General features: G+C 70.6%; 15 protein-coding genes. 5 read left to right on the forward strand and 10 right to left on the reverse strand.

Features of this window, described 5'->3' with window-relative positions; all coding sequences use genetic code 11:
- Nucleotides 1–47: 47 nt before the first annotated feature.
- Nucleotides 48–623, reverse strand: coding sequence for a single-stranded DNA-binding protein (gene ssb, locus F6X53_RS13660; RefSeq protein WP_151000737.1), 576 nt, complete (start codon nt 621–623; stop codon nt 48–50).
- Nucleotides 624–856: 233 nt separating this feature from the next.
- Nucleotides 857–1,873: an NADP-dependent oxidoreductase gene (locus F6X53_RS13665; RefSeq protein ID WP_151000625.1), complete on the reverse strand. Its 1,017-nt coding sequence runs from the start codon at nt 1,871–1,873 to the stop codon at nt 857–859.
- Nucleotides 1,874–2,026: 153 nt separating this feature from the next.
- On the opposite strand from F6X53_RS13665, the gene F6X53_RS13670 reads away from it, so the two are divergent.
- On the forward strand, nt 2,027–2,470 hold the full coding sequence (locus F6X53_RS13670; RefSeq protein WP_151000627.1) for a DUF4174 domain-containing protein: 444 nt from the start codon (nt 2,027–2,029) through the stop codon (nt 2,468–2,470).
- 456 nt (nt 2,471–2,926) lie between these two features.
- Here the strand turns inward: F6X53_RS13670 and F6X53_RS13675 are convergent, their stop codons facing one another.
- The 4 genes from F6X53_RS13675 to F6X53_RS13690 all read right to left on the reverse strand — a co-directional run bounded on the left by F6X53_RS13675 (nt 2,927) and on the right by F6X53_RS13690 (nt 6,563).
- The gene (locus F6X53_RS13675) at nt 2,927–5,059 is read right to left on the reverse strand and encodes a molybdopterin-containing oxidoreductase family protein (protein ID WP_151000629.1); all 2,133 of its coding nucleotides are present in this window, start codon (nt 5,057–5,059) and stop codon (nt 2,927–2,929) included.
- 63 nt (nt 5,060–5,122) lie between these two features.
- A complete protein-coding gene (locus F6X53_RS13680; protein ID WP_151000630.1) occupies nt 5,123–5,560 on the reverse strand; it encodes an SRPBCC family protein in 438 nt (145 codons plus the stop codon).
- On the reverse strand, nt 5,557–5,898 hold the full coding sequence (locus F6X53_RS13685) for an ArsR/SmtB family transcription factor (RefSeq protein WP_151000632.1): 342 nt from the start codon (nt 5,896–5,898) through the stop codon (nt 5,557–5,559). Before F6X53_RS13685 ends, F6X53_RS13680 begins: the two co-directional genes overlap by 4 nt.
- Before the next feature lie 215 nt (nt 5,899–6,113).
- Nucleotides 6,114–6,563: a hypothetical protein gene (locus F6X53_RS13690; RefSeq protein ID WP_151000634.1), complete on the reverse strand. Its 450-nt coding sequence runs from the start codon at nt 6,561–6,563 to the stop codon at nt 6,114–6,116.
- Between the two features lie 256 nt (nt 6,564–6,819).
- Between F6X53_RS13690 and F6X53_RS13695 the strand changes: the two genes are divergently transcribed.
- Entirely contained in the window at nt 6,820–7,644 is an 825-nt protein-coding gene (locus F6X53_RS13695) for a phosphodiester glycosidase family protein (protein WP_238297988.1), read from the forward strand.
- Nucleotides 7,645–7,659: 15 nt separating this feature from the next.
- Here the strand turns inward: F6X53_RS13695 and F6X53_RS13700 are convergent, their stop codons facing one another.
- The 4 genes from F6X53_RS13700 to F6X53_RS13715 form a co-directional block, all read right to left on the reverse strand.
- Nucleotides 7,660–8,019, reverse strand: coding sequence for a hypothetical protein (locus tag F6X53_RS13700; protein WP_151000637.1), 360 nt, complete (start codon nt 8,017–8,019; stop codon nt 7,660–7,662).
- Between the two features lies 1 nt (nt 8,020).
- The gene (locus F6X53_RS13705; RefSeq protein ID WP_151000639.1) at nt 8,021–9,139 is read right to left on the reverse strand and encodes an NADH:flavin oxidoreductase/NADH oxidase; all 1,119 of its coding nucleotides are present in this window, start codon (nt 9,137–9,139) and stop codon (nt 8,021–8,023) included.
- A 94-nt stretch (nt 9,140–9,233) separates the two neighbouring features.
- Complete coding sequence (locus F6X53_RS13710) at nt 9,234–11,165, reverse strand: propionyl-CoA synthetase (RefSeq protein ID WP_151000641.1); 1,932 nt, start codon at nt 11,163–11,165, stop codon at nt 9,234–9,236.
- Nucleotides 11,166–11,345: 180 nt separating this feature from the next.
- On the reverse strand, nt 11,346–11,528 hold the full coding sequence (locus F6X53_RS13715) for a YdcH family protein (RefSeq protein ID WP_151000643.1): 183 nt from the start codon (nt 11,526–11,528) through the stop codon (nt 11,346–11,348).
- A 155-nt stretch (nt 11,529–11,683) separates the two neighbouring features.
- On the opposite strand from F6X53_RS13715, the gene F6X53_RS13720 reads away from it, so the two are divergent.
- From F6X53_RS13720 to F6X53_RS13730, 3 genes are all read left to right on the forward strand, one after another.
- The gene (locus F6X53_RS13720) at nt 11,684–11,902 is read left to right on the forward strand and encodes a YdcH family protein (protein ID WP_151000645.1); all 219 of its coding nucleotides are present in this window, start codon (nt 11,684–11,686) and stop codon (nt 11,900–11,902) included.
- 170 nt (nt 11,903–12,072) lie between these two features.
- Nucleotides 12,073–12,567, forward strand: a complete 495-nt coding sequence (gene purE, locus F6X53_RS13725; protein WP_151000647.1) for a 5-(carboxyamino)imidazole ribonucleotide mutase — start codon at nt 12,073–12,075, stop codon at nt 12,565–12,567.
- A gap of 3 nt (nt 12,568–12,570) precedes the next feature.
- Nucleotides 12,571–13,668, forward strand: coding sequence for a 5-(carboxyamino)imidazole ribonucleotide synthase (locus tag F6X53_RS13730; protein ID WP_151000649.1), 1,098 nt, complete (start codon nt 12,571–12,573; stop codon nt 13,666–13,668).
- Nucleotides 13,669–13,703 lie beyond the last annotated feature (35 nt).

Consider the following 13,703-nt stretch of genomic DNA (forward strand, 5'->3'; position numbering starts at 1 on the left):
GAACGCGCTCTCTCGCACTGAGCCGGTCTCCCCTTCGGGAGAGCGCCCTAGAACGGGATGTCGTCGTCGAGATCGTAATTGCCGCGCGCGCCGCCGCCACCGCCGCCGCCGCCGCCGCCACTTCCGCCGGTCGTGGCGGGGCGCCGCTCGGAGCCGGAGGAACGTCCGCCGCCGTAATCACCGCCGCGCGAGCCGCCGCCGCCGAAATCGCCGCCGCGGCTGATCTGGCCGCCGCCCTCGTCGTCGGCGCCCATCTCGCCGCCGCCGCCGGCGCGCCCGTCCAGGATCGTCAGCTCGCCGCGGAAGCGCTGGAGCACGATCTCGGTCGTGTATTTCTCGACGCCGGAATTGTCGGTCCATTTCCGGGTCTGGAGCTGGCCCTCGACATAGACCTTGGAGCCCTTGCGCAGGTACTGCTCGGCCACGCGGGCCAGATTCTCGTTGTAGATCACGACCGAGTGCCACTCGGTCTTCTCCTTGCGCTCGCCGGACGCCTTGTCCTTCCAGGACTCGGACGTCGCCAGCCGCAGGTTGACCACGGGATCGCCGGAGGCGAGACGCCGCGTCTCGGGATCGCGCCCGAGATTGCCCACCAGAATTACCTTGTTCACGCTGCCCGCCATCACGCTCTCCTTGCCGTCGATCTCACTGGGCCGCCGGGCCTCTTCGGGCACCCGGCCGGGACCTCCGTCTTGAGGCCGCCGCACCGGGCCCGCAATCGGGGCCCGGTACTTGTTCACCGGTTCCACAACCGGCGAACTTTGTCATTCGTTCTATATCTGTTCTTTTGCGCCCGCAAGCGTCACGCCCGCGTGCGGGGCGCGATCCTGTGGCGCGATCCTGGAGCCCGGCGGGGTCAGGCGACCCGGACCACCAGCTTGCCGAAGTTGCGGCCCCGCAGCATGCCGATGAAGGCCTCGGGGGCGTTCTCCAGCCCATCCACGATATCCTCGCGGTATTTCACCCGTCCCGCCCTCAGCCAGTCCGAGATGTCGCGCTGGAAGGCAGGGGCCTGGTCGGCGAAATCCCAGACGATGAAGCCCTGCAGGTGAAGGCGCTTCGTCAGGATCGCCCGCATCAGGATCGGCGTGCGGTCGGGGCCTTCGGGCAATTCGGTGGCGTTGTAGCCCGCCACCAGCCCGCAGACCGGCATGCGGGCGAAGTCGTTGAGGAGCGGCATCACGGCCTCGAAGACCGCGCCGCCGACATTCTCGAAATAGACGTCGATGCCCTTCGGGCAGGCGGCCGCGAGGGCGCCGGGCAGGTCGTCGCCGCGATGGTCGACCGCGCTGTCGAAGCCGAGCTCCTCCGTCAGGTAGGCGCATTTCTCAGGGCCGCCCGCGATCCCGACCACGTGCGCGCCCTTGATCTTGGCGATCTGCCCGACGAGGGATCCGACCGGCCCGGCGGCGGCAGCCACCACCACGGTCTCGCCGGGCTTCGGCCGGCCGATGGTCAGGAGCCCCGTATAGGCGGTCATGCCGGGCATTCCGAGGATTCCGAGCGCCGTCGTCGGTGGGGCGAGTGCCGGGTCGACCCGGCGCAGGCCCTTGCCGGTCGAGACCGCGTAATCCTGCCAGCCCGAGAAGGCGGTCACGAGGTCGCGGACCTGAAAGTCCGGATTGTTCGAGGCCGCGACCTCGGCCACGGTCTCGCCCGTCATCGGCTCCCCGATGGCGACGGGCTCGGCGTAGGATTTGGCCGCGCTCATGCGCCCGCGCATGTAGGGATCGAGGGAGAGCCAGCGCGTGCGCAGCAGGATCTCGCCCTCGCGCGGGGTCGGCACCCGCCCCTCCTCCAGGCGGAAATGCGCGGCGTTCGGCTCCCCGTGCGGGCGCGAGGCCAGGACGATGCGGCGGTTGACGGCGGCCATGGGCGTGCTCCGTTGCGCTGTGACGAGCCTGAGAGACCCGGGCAGATGGGGCAGCGGCGCCGGATCGCAATCGGGCCCGCGATCCGATCGCGTCCTGCCGCGTTGTCCGCATTCATGGGTCGACCCCACCGGTCGAGCAGGACGGGATTCGGGATGGCGGCGCGGAAACACGGTGCGGCAGGGCTGATTTTCGCGGTGGCAGGCGTCACGGGCGGCGCGGCTGCGGGGGAAGCGGCGGGCACCGACCCGCTGGCCCGGCATCGCTGGGCGTCCCGCGTCCTCGTCCTCTCGGCACCGGACGCCGCGGATCGGAACCTGAAGGGGCAGCGGGAGGCGCTGGCCTCCGCCCGCGCCGAGACACGCGCGCGCGACCTCGTCGTGGTCGAGGCGGTGGGGTTCGATGCACGGGCGCGCGCCCTGCGCCGCCGCCTCGATCTGCCGGCCGATGGGTTCCGCGCGGTCCTGGTCGGCAAGGACGGGGGCGCGAAGCTGACCGCCTCCGAGCCGATCCCGCCGCAGCGACTCTTCGCGACGATCGACGCGATGCCGATGCGGCAGGACGAGATGCGAAAGGATGAGACGCGGCGCGGACGCTGAGCCGCAGCGAAGCGGCACTGTTCGGCGGAGGATCTGCCACTCGGAGCCGCTATCCGCGATGCCATCTAGAGCTGTTCCCGATCGCGTTGCGACGGGACCGTCGGCCGCGCCTGTGCCGAAGCGGGCGCGGATCCCCTCTCCTGTTCGGGAGAGGGACAGGGTGAGGGTCGAGACCTTTCCGAACGAGGTGCGCCCGATCGGCGCCGAGTCGGCGATACGACCGCATGCTCCATCCTGAAGGCGCTCATCCCTCACCCCAACCCTCTCCCGCACGGGAGAGGGGGCCGGTCGCGCTGCCCGCGCCGTCTCATCCCGAGACCGCGAAACGGAGCCCTGGAATGACGCTGTGCTTCACCTCTCCCGTCCGGGAGTGGTGGTTTGCAAAATACACAATCGCCATCCGGTGCTCCCGGATGGCATTGCGGTTTCTGCACGTGTTGCCGGCGGCAATGGGACCTATTGCGCCAACCCGACCTGAACGAGGTTGTCGCTGAAGGTCGGCGAGTGACCCATGCCGCCATAGGTCGATGCGCTGATGACGTTCACCGCCCCGCCCCGATTGAGCGAGTGCCAATAGCCCAGCGAGGCCACGACCATCCCGGGCGGCACGTCCTCCGTCACCTTGGCCTGGCCGTGGAAGGCGCCGCGATCGTTGAACACCCTCACGAGCGAGCCCTCGCTGATCTCGCGCGACAGGGCGTCCTGGGGGTTGATCAGGATGGCCTGCTCGCCCTGCGCCCGGATCTTGTGCGCCTCGTTGGCATATTGCGAGTTCAGGAAGCCGTGGCTCTTCGGCGAGACGATGTTGAGTGGGTAGCGCGCGGCCTGGCCCGGATTGGTCTCCGGACGCTCATTGGCCGGGACGTAGCCGGGCAGCGGGTCGAGGGCCTCGCCGCCCTGCTTGGCCTCGTACATCTGCCGGAAGGGCGGCGCCACGAAGTTGCCGTTGTCGATGGCGCTCTGCGAGAAGAACTCGCACTTGCCGGACGGCGTCGGGAAGTTGCCGGCGGCGTGCGGGGTCCGGGTGGCCGGCTCGCCGATATTGAGGCGGTAATACCCGTGCTCGTGGAAATAGGCCATGTCGATGCCCCCGAGCTTGGGGCTGTCCCAGTCGAGATACCATTGCATCAGCTCCGCCTCGCTCATGGAAAATTGCGGCTCCGTGAAGCCGAAGGTCCGGGCGAGGCGGCGGAACAGCTCGGCATTCGAGACCGTCTCGCCGGGCGGCTCGATCGCCTTCTGGTTGAGCGTGAAGAAGAAGTGCCCCCACGAGAACATCATGTCGTCGTGCTCGGCCGCCATGGTGGCCGGCAGCAGGATGTCGGCGTAGCGGGCGGTGTCGGTGACGAAATGCTCGCTGACCACCGTGAACAGGTCCTCGCGGGCGAGCCCGCGCTTGATCTTCTCCGTCTCGGTCGAGTTCGAGACCGGGTTGGCGTTGTAGACCATCAGGGCGTGGATGCCGGGCGCGATGCCGGCCTCGCCGTTGAGGATCTCGCCGAGCTTGAGCACGTTGAGCGCCCGCGTGCCCTCGGGGATCAGGTCGGGCCGGCAGACCCGGTCCCAATGGACCGGAAATTCCCAGAGCGGCATCTGGTAGACGCCGCCGCCCGGATCCTTCCAGGAGCCCGTGAGCGCGGGCAGCGAGAAGATCGCCCGCAGCGCCTGGGCACCCCCGGCGCTGCGCTCGACCGCGATTCCGGGACGGAGCGCGGCGTTGCGGGTCGTGGCGTATTCCCGCGCCAGCTGGCGGATGTCGGCGGCCGGGATGCCGCAGATGGTCTCGGCGTATTCGGGCGTGAAGGCGGCGGCCCGCTCCTTCAGGGGCTCGAAGCCGACCGTGTGCACCGCGATATAGGCGGCATCCGTCAGGCCCTCCGCGATGATGACGTGGATCATCGCCATGGCGAGCGCCCCGTCGGTGCCGGGCTTGGGCATCAGGTGCCAGTCGGCCTCCTTGGCGGTGCGCGAACGGTAGGGGTCGATCACCACCACCTTGGCGCCGTTGCGCTGCGCCTCCTTCACCACGTGCCAATGGTGGATGTTGGTGGAGATCGAGTTGCAGCCCCAGATCACGATGTACTTCGATTGCGCGAAGCTCATCGGGTCGGTGCCGTTGGTCGGGCCGACGGTCAGCAGCCAGGCCGTGCACGATCCCGAGCCGCAGAAGGTCTTCTCGGCGACCGTCGCCCCGAGCCGGTTGAAGAAGGCGTCACCGACCGTGAGGCCCTGCACCACGCCCTCGTTGCCGAGATAATTGTAGGGCAGGATACCCTCGGCCCCGTGGGTCTCGATGATGCCGGTGAAGCGCCGATGCACCTCCGCCAGCGCCCCGTCCCAGGTGATGCGTTCGAACTGGCCGCTGCCCTTCGGGCCGCTGCGGCGCATCGGATAAAGCACCCGGTCCGGGTTGTAATGGTGCTTGTCGAAATCCTTCACCTTGGCGCAGAGCGCGCCGCGGGTCATCGGATGGTCCGGGTTGCCCCGGACCTCCGTGAGCTTGCCGGCCTCGACGGTGTAGATCATCGAGCAGGTATCGGGGCAATCATGCGGACAGGCGCCGCGCTTTGTGGTGGCTTCTTCGAGCATGGTTTCGATCCCTAGATCGTGGAAACGGTTCTTTTTGTTTTTGTTGTCTGGTCTTGTTGGTCGTTACTGCAGGAGGCACTGCAGGTCGTCGAGGCAGCCCGGCCAATCGGCGAGGTAGGCCGAGCGCGCATCCTCGCTCCCGATGCGCGCATGGGTGAGGCGCAGTTCGGTCGCGTCCAGGCCGATCGGCGCGAGCGCGACGGTCAGCAGGGTCTCCATCCCGCACAGGATCCGGGCCGGTCCCTCATAGGTCCAGCTCTTCACGATGAGCCGGTCGGGGATGAGTTCGCGGTACCGGCCGGCGAAGACGTGGCGGGCGCCGTCGCGGCCCTCCGTCTCGATCCGGTAGGCGCCGCCGACGCGAAAGTCGACGGCGGCGGCGATGCTCACCGCGTCTCCGGGCACGAGCCAGCGCCGCAGGGTCGCGGGATCGGCCCAGGCCCGGAAGACGGCGGCGCAGGGGGCCTCAATGCGGCGCACGAGCGCGACCGTGCCGGTCATGGGCGGTCTCCCGCACGCTGCCCGATCATTTCGTCCAGCGCGTCGAGGCGATCGCTCCAGAACCTGTCGTAGAAGCTCAGCCAATCCGTCGCCTCGCGCAGGCCCTCGGCTTCGAGCGAGCAGAGATGGGTGCGCCCCTGGACCGTGCGGCGGACGAGGCCGGCGCTCTCCAGCACCTTCACGTGCTTCGAGGCGGCCGCGAAGGACATGGCGAAGGGCTCCGCGATCTCGCTGATCGACAGCACCTTGCCCGACAGATTGCGGAGCATCGCCCGGCGCGTGCGGTCCGCGAGGGCGTGGAAGACGGCGTCCAAGGTTGCCGGCGCGTGCTCAACCATGTGGTTGAGCGTACACGATCCGCGGGCGCTTGCAACGCGCGCGTGTCGGCCTCCGCGAACGCGCCGCCGGGATTGCGCTCCGGCGCTCGCCCCGATCGGCGGCGCGGCGACACGCGGTCGGGTCCCGCCGGGTGAATCGGGCCCGCGCAAACGTGGATGCGCGCACGAAAAAGGGCGGCTCGCGCCGCCCTCTTCCCGACCGGATCTGTAACCGATCAGTAGCAGCGCTGGACCAGGACCCGGCGCCAGCCATAGGGCGTCCAGCGGGTGCGGGGCACGGTGTAGCAGCCGCCGTAGCCGACTGGGGCATAGCCGTAGCCGTATCCGGCCGGGGCGTAGCCGTAGCCATAGCCGTAGCCCGGATAGCCGTACCCGTAGCCGCCATAGAGGCCGCCCGCCGCGAGGCCGAGCCCGACGCCGAGACCGAGCCCGCCGAGGCCGTAGCCCCAGCCGCGCCCGCCCCAGCCGCGGCCGTAATAGCCGCCGCGATATCCGCCGAAGCCGGCGCCCCGGAAGCCGCCGCCGCCGAAACCACCCCGGAAGCCGCCGCCATGGAAGCCGCCCCCGTGGAACCCACCGCCGCCGAAGCCGCGCGCATCCGCCGTCGCCGGCAGCATCGCCAGTGCGCCGGCCATCGCGGCCGAGGCAAGAAGGACTCGCTTCATCTCAATCTCTCCGACCAAACCCGAATTCACCGAACCGGGCCTTGCCAAACACGATCGCCCCGTCGCTGAAAAAACGCCTTTGCGGGAGAAAGGGTTCACGGGCCGCGTTGCCACGCCCCCGGCCGCACCACCCGCCTGGCCCGCGCCGGATCCCGCCGGAAATCCGCGCCGGCTCCTTGAAAAACATCACATTGTCAGGCGAGTAAGCGGCCGCGCCGCGCTCGGGCGGGGCGGATCGAGGGCTCGGGGACTCACGATGATGTTACGCTTGGTGCGGGGCTGCCGGCTCACCCTCCTGCTCGCGGCCTCCTTGACGGCCTTGGCGGTCGCGGGGCCGGGTGGCGCCCGCGCCGAGACGGCCGCCCAGGCGGTCAAGGCGGCCGCGAACGCCCCTGCGGGCCCGGGCGCCGCCCCGGGGCCCTGCCGCACGGTCCAGGCGGAGGGCGAGGCCTACACGATCTGCCTGGTGGACCTGAAGCGGAGCCGCATCCGCCTGTTCTGGCTCGGCACCGACGGGCTGCCCTACTCGTCCCTCTCGAACCTCGCCGAGAAGCAGGGGCCCCGGCTCAGCTTCGCCATGAATGCCGGGATGTACGACAAGGGGCAGGCCCCGGTCGGCCTCTATGTCGAGGAGGGCCACGAGATGAAGGGCGTGTCGACCGCCAACGGGCCGGGCAACTTCCACCTCAAGCCGAACGGGATCTTCTACGTGAAGGGCGACCGGGCCGGCGTCCTCGATACCGGCCGCTACGTGAAGGCGCGGGTCAAGCCCGATTTCGCCACGCAATCGGGCCCGATGCTGGTCATCGACGGCCATATCCACCCGAAGATCACGGCGGACGGCCCCTCGCAGAAGATCCGCAACGGCGTCGGGGTGCGCGACGACGGGCGAACGGCCGTCTTCGCGATCTCGGAGCGCCCGGTGAGCTTCGGGGCCTTCGCGCGCCTGTTCAAGGACGATCTCGGCTGCCGCAACGCGCTGTTCCTCGACGGCAGCGTGTCGAGCCTCTACGCCCCGGGCCTCAACCGCTCGGACCTCAGCCGCCCCCTCGGGCCGATGGTGGGCGCGGTCCCGCGCTGAGGCGGGCCAGCCGCTTCAGACGACGCGGGCGCGGGCGCCGAAGGCGGCGGCGAGGCGCTCGCGCACGGCCGGGCCGATCTCCTCGCCCGAGACGACCCGCACGCTCTCGAGCGCCCGCGCGATCGCGCTCGCGGGATCGAACGTGAAGGCGAGGTGGTGCGCCCCGATCTCGAGGGCGCGCACCCCGTCCCGCTGGGCGAGCTCCTCGCCGAGGAATTCCACCGAGAGGCCGGCCTCATCGATCTCCACGATGAAGTAGCCGGCGGGTTCCGCCTCGTCGTCCGCGCCGGAGATCAGGCAATGGCCGTCGGCCGCGTCGATGCGCACGCGCTCCACCGTGAAGCGGATCGCCTTGTCGTCGCCGCCCGACGCCATGCTAGCGCTGCCCGAAACGGGTGTCCTTGAACAGGTCCTTGAAGGCGCGCGGCTGCGAGCGCCAGTATTGCCGGGGGGCCCGGACCGCGGCGCCGAGCTCGGCCGCCGCGTGCCAGGGCCAGCGCGGATCGTACAGCATGGCGCGGGCGAGGGAGATCGCGTCGGCCCGGCCCTCCGCCAGGATCGCCTCGGCCTGGGCGGCCTCCGTGATCAGCCCCACCGCGATCGTGGTCAGGCCGGTCTCGGCCTTGATGCGCTCGGCATGGGGCACCTGGTAGCCGGGGCCCAGCGTGATCGCCTGCCGGGTCGAGAGGCCGCCGGTGGAGACGTGGATCGCGGGGGCGCCGCGCGCCTTCAGGGCCTGGGCGAGCTCCACCGTCTCGTCGAGGTCCCAGCCCTCCTCGACCCAGTCCGTGGCCGAGACGCGCATCCAGACGGGGCGGCCCGCCGGCACGACCTCCCGGACCGCCTCGAACACCTCCAGGGGGAAGCGCATGCGGTTCTCGAGGCTTCCCCCATACGCGTCGGTCCGGGTGTTCGAGAGCGGCGAGAGGAACTGGTGCAGGAGGTAGCCGTGGGCACCGTGCAGCTCCACCGCCTCGATCCCCAGGCGCATGGCGCGTCGCGCGGTGGCCACGAAGCCGTCGCGGACGCGCTTGAGGTCGGCCAGGTCGAGGGCGTGCGGGGGCACCTCGGCCTCCCCATGGGGGATCGCCGAGGGGGCCTCGGTGCGCCAGCCCTGGGGGGATTCCGGCGGGATCTGCTGGCCCCCGGTCCAGGGCGCCTCGCTCGATCCCTTGCGGCCCGCATGGGCGATCTGGATGCAAATCGGGATCGGCGCGTATTCGCGGATCGCCCCAAGGACCCGGCCGAGGGCGCGCTCGGTGGCGTCGTCGTAGAGCCCGAGATCCCAGTCGGTGATGCGGGCCTCCGGCGAGATCGCGGTGGCCTCGAGGGTCAGGAGCCCGGCCCCCGACATGGCGAGCTGCCCCAGATGCATCATGTGCCAGTCCGTCGCCGCCCCGTCCCGGGCCGAGTACTGGCACATCGGGGCGATCAGGATCCGGTTCTCCAGCGCGAGGTCGTCGAGCTTGAGCGGTTCGAACAGGCGGGCGGTCATGGGGAGCTCCGGGTCTGGCCTGCCCGCCATGTGGCGCGGGGCGGGCGGGTTGGCCAGACGCTGCCGCGATTTCGGCGCGGCGTCGGCCGCCGCCTCAGGCCGGCTCGCCGATCCCCCGCGCCCTCAGGCTCTCGCCGATCTCGTCGAGGACCCCCGCATCGTCGATGGTCGGCGGCATCGTCCAGGGCTCGTGGTCGGCGATGCGCTTCATGGTGCCGCGCAGGATCTTGCCCGAGCGGGTCTTGGGCAGGCGGTCGACGGTGAGCGCCAGCTTGAAGGCCGCCACCGGCCCGATCCGGTCGCGCACCAGCGCGACGAGCTCGCGCTCGATCGCGGCGGGGTCGCGCGCGACATTGGCCTTCAGCACCACGAAGCCGCAGGGCGCCTCACCCTTGAGGCTGTCGCGGATGCCGATGACGGCGCATTCGGCGACGTCGGGATGGGAGGCGAGGACCGCCTCCATGCCCCCCGTCGAGAGCCGGTGGCCCGCGACGTTGATGATGTCGTCGGTGCGCCCCAGCACCGTGATGTAGCCGTCCTGGTCGATCACGCCCGCATCCGAGGTGTCGTAGTAGCCCGGGAAGGTGGTGAGGTAGCTCTGGGTGAAGCGCGCATCCGAGCCCCACAGGGTCGGCAGGCAGCCCGGGGGCAGCGGCAGGCGGATCGCGATCGTGCCCATCGTGTCGGGCCCGACGGGCCGACCGCCCTCGTCGAGCACCCGGACATCGTAGCCCGGCATCGGCACGCAGGTGCTGCCGTGCTTGACCGGGAGCTGGCCGAGGCCGACCGGGTTGCCGGCGATCGGCCAGCCCGTCTCGGTCTGCCACCAATGGTCGATGACGGGCCGCGCGAGGGTGCGCTCGGCCCAGGCCACCGAATCCGGGTCCGCCCGCTCGCCCGCCAGGAACAGGGTGCGGAAGCCCGAGAGGTCGTGATCTTTCACCCGCTCGCCCCCCGGATCCTCCTTCTTGATGGCCCGCAGAGCCGTCGGTGCGGTGAACAGGCAGGCGACCCCGTGCTCGGCCACGACCCGCCAGAAGGCGCCGGCATCCGGCGTGCCGACGGGCTTGCCCTCGTACAGGACGGTGGTGCAGCCGATCAGGAGCGGCGCGTAGACGATGTAGGAATGGCCGACGACCCAGCCGATGTCGGAGGCGCAGAAATAGACCTCGCCGGGCCCGACGCCGTAGAGGTTCGGCATCGACCAGGCCAGCGCCACGAGATAGCCGCCGGTGTCGCGCACGACGCCCTTGGGCTTTCCCGTCGTGCCGGAGGTGTAGAGGATGTAGAGCGGGTCGGTGGCCGCCACCGGGACGCAGGCGGCGCGCCGGCCGGCCTCCCGCGCCTGCGCGACCGCCTCGGCCCAGTCCCGGTCGCGCTCGGGGCTCAGGCTCGCCGGGGCCTGGGGCCGCTGCAGGATCAGGCAGGCCGCGGGCTTGTGCTCCGAGGCGTCGAGCGCCGCGTCGAGCAGGGGCTTGTAGGCGACGACGCGGCTCGGCTCGATGCCGCAGGAAGCCGCGAGCACGACCTTGGGGCTCGCATCCTCGATGCGCACCGCCAGTTCATTGGCCGCAAAGCCCCCGAACACCACGGAATGCACGGCGCCGATGCGGGCGCAGGCGAACATCCCGATCAGGGCCTCGGGCACCATCGGCATGTAGAGGATGACCCGGTCGCCCTTCGCGACGCCGAGATCCGCCAGCACCGCCGCCAGGGTCGCGACCTCGTCCTGCAATTCCGCGTAGGAGATCACCCGCTTCTGGCCGGTCACGGGGGAATCGTACCGGATCGCGGCCTGCGCGCCCCGGCCCGCCGCCACGTGCCGGTCGATGGCGTTGTGGCAGGCATTGAGGCGCCCGTCCGGGAACCAGCGGCCATAGGCGCCCGCCGCCGGGTCGAAGGCGCGGCTCGGGCGCTCGACCCAGTCGATCGCCCGAGCCGCCTCCATCCAGAAGGAGTCCGGGTCGGCGAGCGAGGCGGCGTGGACCTCGGCATAGCGGCCGGGCAGCGGCGTGGATGTGGTCATGGCGTCTCCTGTCGATCCTGCGGCCGGCTTGCGGAGAGGGCATGGCAGACCCGCGGCCTTGGCGGGCAGTGTAGCAGAGGCTGCCCGCCAAGGCCGCGCTTCAAAACAAAACCGCCACGCTGTTCAGGACAGCGCGGCGGCGGAAACGAGACGAAAGGGGTGGGGCGAGGCGCCAGCCGGTCAGTGCACCGTTTCGGCGGAGGCTTGGAGCCGGTTGATCTCGTCCTTTAGATGGAGTTTCCGTCGCTTAAGCTCTGCGATTCGCAGATCGTCTTCTGCGGGCTTGTGGATCGCTTCCTGAATCTCACGCTCGAGGGCTTCATGCTTCCGGGTGAGTTGGCTCAGATGCGTCTGCAGCGACATGAGTCGTTTCTCCTGTCATCGTTCCGACGGGGTGACACTGGCACAGGATGAGCCGGCTGTCGAAACCAATCCGATGGCCATGCTTCACGAATGCTTGCCGCTAGCGCGGCCGTGGCGCATGGTCGGGCCAGGCGTTCCGGAGTTCGTAAGCGGCGATGGCGGTTGAGTTGGTCGAGGATGTTCAATCCGAACTCGTCGTCGAGCTGTCGCGGCTCAAGGAGGAGCATCGCGACCTCGACAGCGCCATCGAGGCGCTGGAGCGCGGCGTCGCCGGCGACCAGTTGCAGATCCAGCGCCTGAAGAAGCGCAAGCTCACTCTGCGCGACCGCATTTCCTACGTCGAAGACCAGATCACGCCCGACATCATCGCCTGAGGGCAGTCCGGCTCCGGCACCGCCGGCGCGCGCGGCGCCCGCGCCCCCTCCACGGCCAATTCGGCGCCGTGCCTTGCCGGGGCGGGAGCGCCCCTGTATTCGGCAGTTTCGGGCCGGCGGCGCCTCACGGCCCGGTTGCGGCTTCCACGCACAGCACGGATTGGACGACGATGGCGGCAGCGCCCCCGGTCGCGATCATCATGGGAAGCCAGTCGGACTGGGCGACCATGCGGCACGCGGCCGAGACCCTCGAGGCCCTGGACATCCCCTTCGATGCCCGCATCGTCTCGGCTCACCGCACGCCGGACCGGCTCGTGGCCTTCGCCAAGGGCGCCAAGGCGGCCGGCCTCAAGGTCGTGATCGCGGGCGCGGGCGGTGCCGCGCACCTGCCCGGCATGGCGGCCGCGATGACGAGCCTGCCGGTCTTCGGCGTGCCGGTGGAATCCAAGGCGCTGTCGGGCCAGGACAGCCTGCTGTCGATCGTGCAGATGCCGGCCGGCATCCCGGTCGGCACCCTGGCGATCGGCCGGGCGGGCGCCGTCAACGCCGCCCTCCTGGCCGCCGCCGTCCTGGCGCTTTCCGACGATGCCGTCGCGGCCCGCCTCGATGCGTGGCGCGCCGCCCAGAGTGCCGCCGTGGCCGAGCGGCCGGAGACAGAGATCTAGCCCGTGAGCGCGCGTCTTATCGAACCCGGTTCCACCCTCGGCATCGTCGGCGGCGGCCAGCTCGGCCGCATGATCGCGCTGGCGGCCGCCGATTACGGCCTCAAGGTCCACGTCTTCGCCCCGGATGCCGACAGCCCGGCCTTCGACGTCGCCGGCGCGACGACGCGGGCCGCCTACGATGACGCGGAGGCGCTGGCGCGCTTCGCCGAGGCGGTCGACGTCGTGACCTACGAGTTCGAGAACATCCCGCGCGAGACCGCCGAGATTCTCGCCGCCCGGGCCCCGCTGCACCCGAGCGCGTCGGCTCTGGCCGTGACGCAGGACCGGCTGACCGAGAAGAGCTTCATCAACGGCCTCGGCATCCCCACCGCGCCCTTCCGGGCGATCGACAGCGGCGACGATTTCGACCGCGCGCTCGAAGCGATCGGCCGGCCGTCGGTCCTGAAGACCCGCCGCTTCGGCTATGACGGCAAGGGCCAGCGCATGATCCGCGCCGAGGGCGCGATCGAGCGCTCGGCCATCATGGCGGAGTTCGGCGGCGCACCCCTGATCCTCGAGGGCTTCGTGCCCTTCGAGCGCGAGGTCTCGGTCGTCGCCGCCCGCTCGGCCGACGGCTCCTTCGCGGCCTTCGACCTCTGCGAGAACGAGCACCGGGACCACATCCTGGCGGTCACCCGCGTGCCCGCCACCGGAATCTCGCCCGAGACCGCCGCGAGCGCCATCGCGATCGCGCGGCGCATCGCCGATGCGCTCGATTACGTGGGCGTGCTCGCCGTCGAGATGTTCCTCGTCCGCGAGGGCGAGAGCGAGCGCGTGGTCGTCAACGAGATCGCGCCCCGGGTCCACAATTCCGGGCACTGGACCATCGAGGGGGCGCTCACCTCGCAATTCGCCCAGCATGTCCGGGCCGTCTGCGGCTGGCCCCTCGGGGATGCGGCGCGCACCGGCGGCATGCGGGTCGAGATGCACAACCTGATCGGGGACGAGGCCGAGGGCTGGCGCGAGATCCTGGCCCGCCCGGGCGCGCATCTGCACCTCTACGGCAAGGGCGAGTTCCGCCCCGGGCGCAAGATGGGCCACGTCACGCGGCTGATTCCCTGACGGGGCGCTTCCGCCGCGCCTGCGCGAAAACTGGG

Source organism: Methylobacterium soli, assembly GCF_008806385.1.
Classification (GTDB): domain Bacteria; phylum Pseudomonadota; class Alphaproteobacteria; order Rhizobiales; family Beijerinckiaceae; genus Methylobacterium; species Methylobacterium soli.

Excerpts from the sequence above, each read along its gene's own strand:
- ssb (WP_151000737.1), bottom strand. The coding sequence starts at position 623 with ATGGCGGGCAGCGTGAACAAGGTAATTCTGGTGGGCAATCTCGGGCGC.
- F6X53_RS13665 (WP_151000625.1), bottom strand. The coding sequence starts at position 1,873 with ATGGCCGCCGTCAACCGCCGCATCGTCCTGGCCTCGCGCCCGCACGGG.
- F6X53_RS13670 (WP_151000627.1), top strand. The coding sequence starts at position 2,027 with ATGGCGGCGCGGAAACACGGTGCGGCAGGGCTGATTTTCGCGGTGGCA.
- F6X53_RS13675 (WP_151000629.1), bottom strand. The coding sequence starts at position 5,059 with ATGCTCGAAGAAGCCACCACAAAGCGCGGCGCCTGTCCGCATGATTGC.
- F6X53_RS13680 (WP_151000630.1), bottom strand. The coding sequence starts at position 5,560 with ATGACCGGCACGGTCGCGCTCGTGCGCCGCATTGAGGCCCCCTGCGCC.
- F6X53_RS13685 (WP_151000632.1), bottom strand. The coding sequence starts at position 5,898 with ATGGTTGAGCACGCGCCGGCAACCTTGGACGCCGTCTTCCACGCCCTC.
- F6X53_RS13690 (WP_151000634.1), bottom strand. The coding sequence starts at position 6,563 with ATGAAGCGAGTCCTTCTTGCCTCGGCCGCGATGGCCGGCGCACTGGCG.
- F6X53_RS13695 (WP_238297988.1), top strand. The coding sequence starts at position 6,820 with ATGATGTTACGCTTGGTGCGGGGCTGCCGGCTCACCCTCCTGCTCGCG.
- F6X53_RS13700 (WP_151000637.1), bottom strand. The coding sequence starts at position 8,019 with ATGGCGTCGGGCGGCGACGACAAGGCGATCCGCTTCACGGTGGAGCGC.
- F6X53_RS13705 (WP_151000639.1), bottom strand. The coding sequence starts at position 9,139 with ATGACCGCCCGCCTGTTCGAACCGCTCAAGCTCGACGACCTCGCGCTG.
- F6X53_RS13710 (WP_151000641.1), bottom strand. The coding sequence starts at position 11,165 with ATGACCACATCCACGCCGCTGCCCGGCCGCTATGCCGAGGTCCACGCC.
- F6X53_RS13715 (WP_151000643.1), bottom strand. The coding sequence starts at position 11,528 with ATGTCGCTGCAGACGCATCTGAGCCAACTCACCCGGAAGCATGAAGCC.
- F6X53_RS13720 (WP_151000645.1), top strand. The coding sequence starts at position 11,684 with ATGGCGGTTGAGTTGGTCGAGGATGTTCAATCCGAACTCGTCGTCGAG.
- purE (WP_151000647.1), top strand. The coding sequence starts at position 12,073 with ATGGCGGCAGCGCCCCCGGTCGCGATCATCATGGGAAGCCAGTCGGAC.